General features: G+C 65.6%; 6 protein-coding genes. 3 read left to right on the plus strand and 3 right to left on the minus strand.

Annotated elements, in window-relative coordinates:
- Positions 1-127: 127 nt before the first annotated feature.
- Together ISF28_RS30115 and bla are read right to left on the minus strand one after the other, a co-directional pair.
- Complete coding sequence (locus ISF28_RS30115) at positions 128-1024, minus strand: alpha/beta hydrolase (protein ID WP_198120861.1); 897 nt, start codon at positions 1022-1024, stop codon at positions 128-130.
- Positions 1021-1887: a subclass B3 metallo-beta-lactamase gene (bla, locus tag ISF28_RS30120; RefSeq protein WP_198120862.1), complete on the minus strand. Its 867-nt coding sequence runs from the start codon at positions 1885-1887 to the stop codon at positions 1021-1023. Before bla ends, ISF28_RS30115 begins: the two co-directional genes overlap by 4 nt.
- A 156-nt stretch (positions 1888-2043) precedes the next feature.
- Here bla and ISF28_RS30125 point away from each other — a divergent pair, with 156 nt between their 5' ends.
- From ISF28_RS30125 to ampC, 3 genes are all read left to right on the plus strand, one after another.
- Positions 2044-3150 carry a sensor histidine kinase gene (locus ISF28_RS30125; RefSeq protein ID WP_198120863.1) on the plus strand — a complete coding sequence of 369 codons (1107 nt, stop codon included), beginning with the start codon at positions 2044-2046 and terminating at the stop codon, positions 3148-3150.
- 2 nt (positions 3151-3152) lie between these two features.
- On the plus strand, positions 3153-3914 hold the full coding sequence (locus tag ISF28_RS30130; protein WP_198120864.1) for a LytR/AlgR family response regulator transcription factor: 762 nt from the start codon (positions 3153-3155) through the stop codon (positions 3912-3914).
- A 112-nt stretch (positions 3915-4026) separates the two neighbouring features.
- A complete protein-coding gene (gene ampC, locus ISF28_RS30135) occupies positions 4027-5163 on the plus strand; it encodes a class C beta-lactamase (RefSeq protein ID WP_198120865.1) in 1137 nt (378 codons plus the stop codon).
- A gap of 57 nt (positions 5164-5220) precedes the next feature.
- Here the strand turns inward: ampC and ISF28_RS30815 are convergent.
- Positions 5221-5455, minus strand: a 235-nt coding sequence (locus tag ISF28_RS30815; protein ID WP_229519467.1) for a hypothetical protein, incomplete at its 5' end; no start/stop codon positions are given.

The raw sequence follows: 5455 nt of genomic DNA on the forward strand, positions 1-5455 counted from the left end.
ATCCCGAACAGGACCGTGAAACGACTTTGCGCCGATGATAGTGCTGCAACCAGTGTGAAAGTAGGTTATCGTCAGGCTAGTTATTAGAAAAGCCCGCTCAATTCAGATTGAGCGGGCTTTTTGCTTTCTAGCGCACCTTTTTCAAATACGCGCGCAACCCATGGGTCAGCACCAGGGGAAAGACACTCGCATGATCCTCGTCCATGAACACTTCGAGCCTGCTCTTCAGGTTCGGATAACGGTGCGATTTGAGTGCCGCGTCGAAGTCGCATAAATCCGCGACCATGTCCGCGTTCTCTTCCGTCCGCGACCGTTTCCGGTCTCTGGGCAACGTCTCACGTCCGCCGATCCCGAAAAACACCGAAGCCGGCAGGTCCTTGTGACTTTTCGCGTAGACCTGTTCGCGATCGAACATCACGCCCTGGTCGAACCACAAGGAAGGACTGCCGAGGATGTAGTGATCGAATGTGCGCGGCTCGCTCAGCAGCAACTGCAGGCCGAGCAGGCTGCCATACGAATGGCCGACAAAGATCTTGCGGCTCATGTCGGCGCGATAGTTCGCGGCGATCAGCGGAAAGACGTCCGCCGCGATGAAGCGGCCATAGGCCTGCGCCTCGCCGAATACCGGCGTCCGTCCCGGCATATCGGAGACATAATCCCGGCGCCGCGGCACGTCCGGCGTGTAATCGCGGCGGCGACTGAACACGGGCGTGTCGCCCATCGCGTACGACAGGCCGACGACGATCACCTCTTCCATGCCCGCATGCTTCGCCAGGCGCTGCGCGATGCCGCGCGCGACGGGAAACGCGTAATTTGCATCGGTGACGAACAACACGGGGTAACGGCGGTTCGACGACCGATACGACGCCGGGAGCGCAACGAATACTTGGTAGTCGCGGTTCAGCGCGCGCGCGTGCACGTCGCGCACCTCGGTGTCGTCGAGCGCGTACGACATCGGCACCGCCGCAGCGGCCACGCCGGATGCGAAGCACCACGACAGCAACCAGGTGCGGACGAGCGTCATGGCTGCGCCTCTTTTGCCAGCGTCTTCGCCAGCCAGGCCCGCGCGTCCGCTGCGTACTTGCGGCAGGCGTCGCGATCCACGAAGGCCTCGTTCTTGATGTCGGACTGCCGGGCCTTCCGTTCCCACAAGTCGGAGAAGTCCGGGTGCGCGCTCACGAGCACGTCGCATTCCAGTCCTTCGACGGTGGCGATGGAATGCTCGATGTCCGCCCGCGCGTTGCGATACAAAGGATTCCTGCTGAAACTGCGGCCATCGGCAGCGACGGCGGTGAGGCTGTCCGCGTACACCATGTGCATCGTCTTGCCGCCTTCGCTCGACTGCCACGTCCAGCTGGTGGATCCCGGCGTGTGCCCCGGCGTGAAGTGCGCGGTGACGGCGAGCGGTCCAAGCTTCACCACGTCGCCGTCGTGCACGGCGCGCGTGTTGGCGACAGGGGCCAGCGGCGTCAGGTTGGGATACTGTGCATCGCGCTTGTCCGGCTGTCCCGTCTTCAGGACAGCGACGGACGCCGGACTGCCCAGCACGACGGCGCCGCTCATCTTCTGCAATGCCGCGATGCCGCCGGCGTGGTCGAAGTGTTCGTGGCCGTTCAGGATGTAGCGCACGTCCTCGACCTTGAAGCCGAGCGCGCGGATATGCGCGGCGATCTGCGCGGACGCGCCGGGCGGGCCGCCGTCGATGAGAATGTGGCCGGCCGGGGACGTGATCAACACGGCGCTGATGCCGTGCGTGCCGACATAGTAGGTGTTGCCGTAGAGGGGGAATGGATCCTGCGGCGCCATCCATTCCGCCATGCCGGCGGTGGCGATGGTGCAGGCGCCGCCGAGCAGGAGGGCGGCGGTAAAGCGTATCGGGTTCTTCATGGGCGAGCGGGCAAGTTGATAAAGTGGGTAACGCATCGCCGATTCTGCAACCATGCCCGCCGGCCGGCGCCACCTCCGTGACGAAACGCCGCATCCACGTGACGAAGCGTCCGGCCGCGGTCTCGCGGTGCGCGGGGCCACTGCTATACTTTTCCGATGAAGCAGCACGCCACCTTCCCGCCATCGTTGCCGCCCGCCGTCAGGACCATCGCCATCGTCGTGCTGTTGTGGACGGCGATCAGCACCCTGGGCGCCTTGCAGACCTACAGCGACAACCTGCGCCTCGGCGTGGCCAGCCACTATCCGTCGCTGCTCGTGACGTGGTTCGTCGAATACGCGGTGCCGCTGATCGTGCTGAGCGCGGGCCTGAGTCTCGCGCTCGCGCGCTGGCCCGCGCTGATCGCCCGTCCGCACAACGTGTTCCTGCTGTTCGTCGGCCTCGTGCTCGTGTTCCAGCCCGCGCAGTGGACGTACATGGCGTGGCTGCGCGGCTACCTGCACATCGCGAGCCTCGACGACGCCCGCCGCCTGCTGATGAAGATGCTGCTGGTCGGCTGGTTCTCGACCACGGGCACGTTCGCCGCCATCCTCGCCGTCCATTACTGGCGCCAGGCGCGCGAGCGCGAACTCGCGTGGCAGCGCAGCCAGACGGACATGCTCAACCTGCGCCTCGCGCTGGAAGAGCAGCGCATGCTCGCCCTGCGCGCGCAATTCGAGCCGCACTTCCTGTTCAACGCGCTCAATGCGATCAGCGCCCTCGTGCGCGAAGGCGACCGCACGCTCGCCCTCGGCGGCATCGGCCGCTTGAGCGACCTGCTGCGCTATGCATTGTCGGCCAGCGTGCGCAACACGGTCACGGTCGCCGCCGAGCTGCAGTTCGTGCGCGACTACCTCGACCTGCAGCGCCTGCGCTACGGCGAGCGGCTGCAGGTGCGCATCGACGGCGATGGACCACTGCTGCACGACGTCGACTGTCCCCCGTTGCTGCTGCAGCCGCTGATCGAGAACGCGCTGCGCCACGACCTCGATTGCCACGATGGACCGAGCGATATCCGCCTGTCCTTCATCCCCGACGGCGACGCGCTCACGATCCGGGTCACGAATCCCGCCGGCGCGCACGCCTCTCCCAATCCCGGTGCGGGACTCGGGCTGGCGAACACGCGCGAGCGACTGCGGCTCATGCATCCCACCGCGTCGCTGAGTACGGACCTGCAGGCGGGGCGCTTCGTGGCCGAAGTCCGTTTGCCGTTGGAGCGGGATTAGCGATGACGGTGCGCTACCTGATCGTCGACGACGAGGCGCCCAGCCGCGCCAACCTGCGCCTGGCCCTGGCCGCATATCCCGACTGGCAGCTGGCGGCCGAATGCGACGGTGGCGCGGCCGCACGCGCCGTGCTGGCCGCGCAGGACGTCGACGTCATCTTCCTCGACATCCAGATGCCGGCCGAATCGGGGCTCGTGCTCGCGCGCGAGATCAGCCGCCTGCGCGCGCCGCCGCTGATCGTCTTCGTGACGGCCTACAGCGAACACGCCGTCGACGCATTCGAAGTCCACGCGCTCGACTACCTGCTCAAGCCCCTGAACGATGCGCGCCTGGCGCAGACCGTCGAGCGCATCGGCGCGATGTCGGGACAGCGCCAGCGCGAGGCGTATGGCGCGGCCCTGCGCGATTACGTCGACGCCGGCGCGAACCCGGCGCCCACGGCGCTGGAACGGATCAACGTGCGCTCGGTCGGCCGCGTCGAGCAGATTCTCGTGGCGGACATCCTGTGGATCGAATCGGCGGGGAATTACGTCGAGCTGCACCTGGCGGGGCGCACCGTCCTGCATCGCATCACATTGAACCGCCTCGAGATGCTGCTCGCGCCCGAGGACTTCCTGCGCGTGCACCGCGGCGCGATCGTCAGGCGCAGCGAGATCGCACGCCTGGACACCGTCGGCGACGGCAGCTACCGCCTCACATTGCGCTGCGGTGCCGCGGTGGCCGTCAGTGAACGTCATCTGGGCGCGCTGAAATCGGCGATGTGACGAAAGCCCGTTTCGCCGGGACGGCAGCGCTGTTTGTCGCGGTACGGCGCTGCCTATACTGTCGCTCGTCACGAACGATCCGGAGAACGCTTTGTCCACCTTGTCACGTTCCATGCAGTCCATCGCCATCGCATGCCTGTTCTTGCTGCCGCTGGCGGCACGTGCCGCCGATGCGGACGCCGTGCGCGCCGCCGTCGACCGCGCTATCCGGCCGCTGATGGCGCAGCACGACGTGCCCGGCATGGCGGTCGCCGTTACCGTCGACGGGCAAGCGCTGTTCTTCAATTACGGCGACGCGTCGAAACAGGGGCACGTGCCCGTCACCGAGAACACGTTGTTCGAACTGGGTTCCGTCAGCAAGACCTTCACCGCGACGCTGGCCTGCTACGCGCAAGGTCTCGGCAAGCTATCGTTCGACGACCACCCCGGCAAGTACGTGCCGCAGCTGAAGGGCAGCGCGATCGACCGTGCCAGCCTGCTCGAACTGGGGACGTACACGGCGGGCGGCTTGCCGCTGCAATTCCCGGACGAAGTCGAGACGGACGCGCAGATGATCGCCTATTTCCGGGCGTGGCGGCCGGACGCCGCGCCGGGGACGCAACGCCGCTATTCGAATCCGAGCCTCGGCCTGTTCGGGCATGCGACGGCGCGCGCGCTCGGCATCGGGTTCGCCGATGCGGTCGAAGACCGGCTGTTCCCCGCGCTGGGCCTGGCACACAGTCATATTCGTGTACCGGCGGGCGCCATGGGCGATTACGCGTGGGGCTACGACAAGGCCAATCGGCCGGTGCGCGTCAGTCCGGGCGAGTTCGATGCAGAGACGTATGGCGTCAAGGCGAGCAGCGTCGACATGATCCGCTTCGTCCAGGAGAACATCGACGCGGGCAGTCTGCCGGCACCGATGCGGCGCGCGATCGAATGCACGCACACGGGTTACTTCCGCATCGGCGATACCGTGCAGGGACTCGGCTGGGAGCAGTACCGCGCGCCCGTGAGCCTGTCCGCGCTGCAGGCAGGGAATTCGACGACGATGAGCGCAGGATCGAATCCGGTCACCCGGCTGCAACCGCCGCAGGCGCCGCCGCGCGGGACGCTGTTCAACAAGACCGGCGCGACGCGCGGTTTCGGCAGCTATGTCTTGTTCGTGCCGGAACGCCGTGTCGGGATCGTCATGCTGGCGAATAAGAATTACCCGATTCCGGCGCGGGTTGAAGCGGCCTATTCGATTCTCGGGCAGTTGGCGCCGTGATGCCGTCAATACGCGCAAAAACGACACGTCGCGCTTGCGCACCTGCCCGGGCATTTGCTATAGTTCGCGTCCTGTTTTGCAGCGAATGAAATGAGTCGGAAACGACGGCGCGACAAAACAGGTGAGGGGTTGACGAGTTAAACGGAACGCTGCATAATCTCGCTTCTCTGCTGCTGACGAACAAAACGATTCGGCAAGCGCAGCAAGGCAGTACCGAACACAGTTCTTTAACAATAAACAGTCGATAAGTGTGGGCGTTTGATGAGGTGCCAGTATCGCTTCGGTGATACTG

This window comes from Massilia rhizosphaerae (assembly GCF_016093545.1).
GTDB lineage: Bacteria > Pseudomonadota > Gammaproteobacteria > Burkholderiales > Burkholderiaceae_D > Telluria > Telluria rhizosphaerae.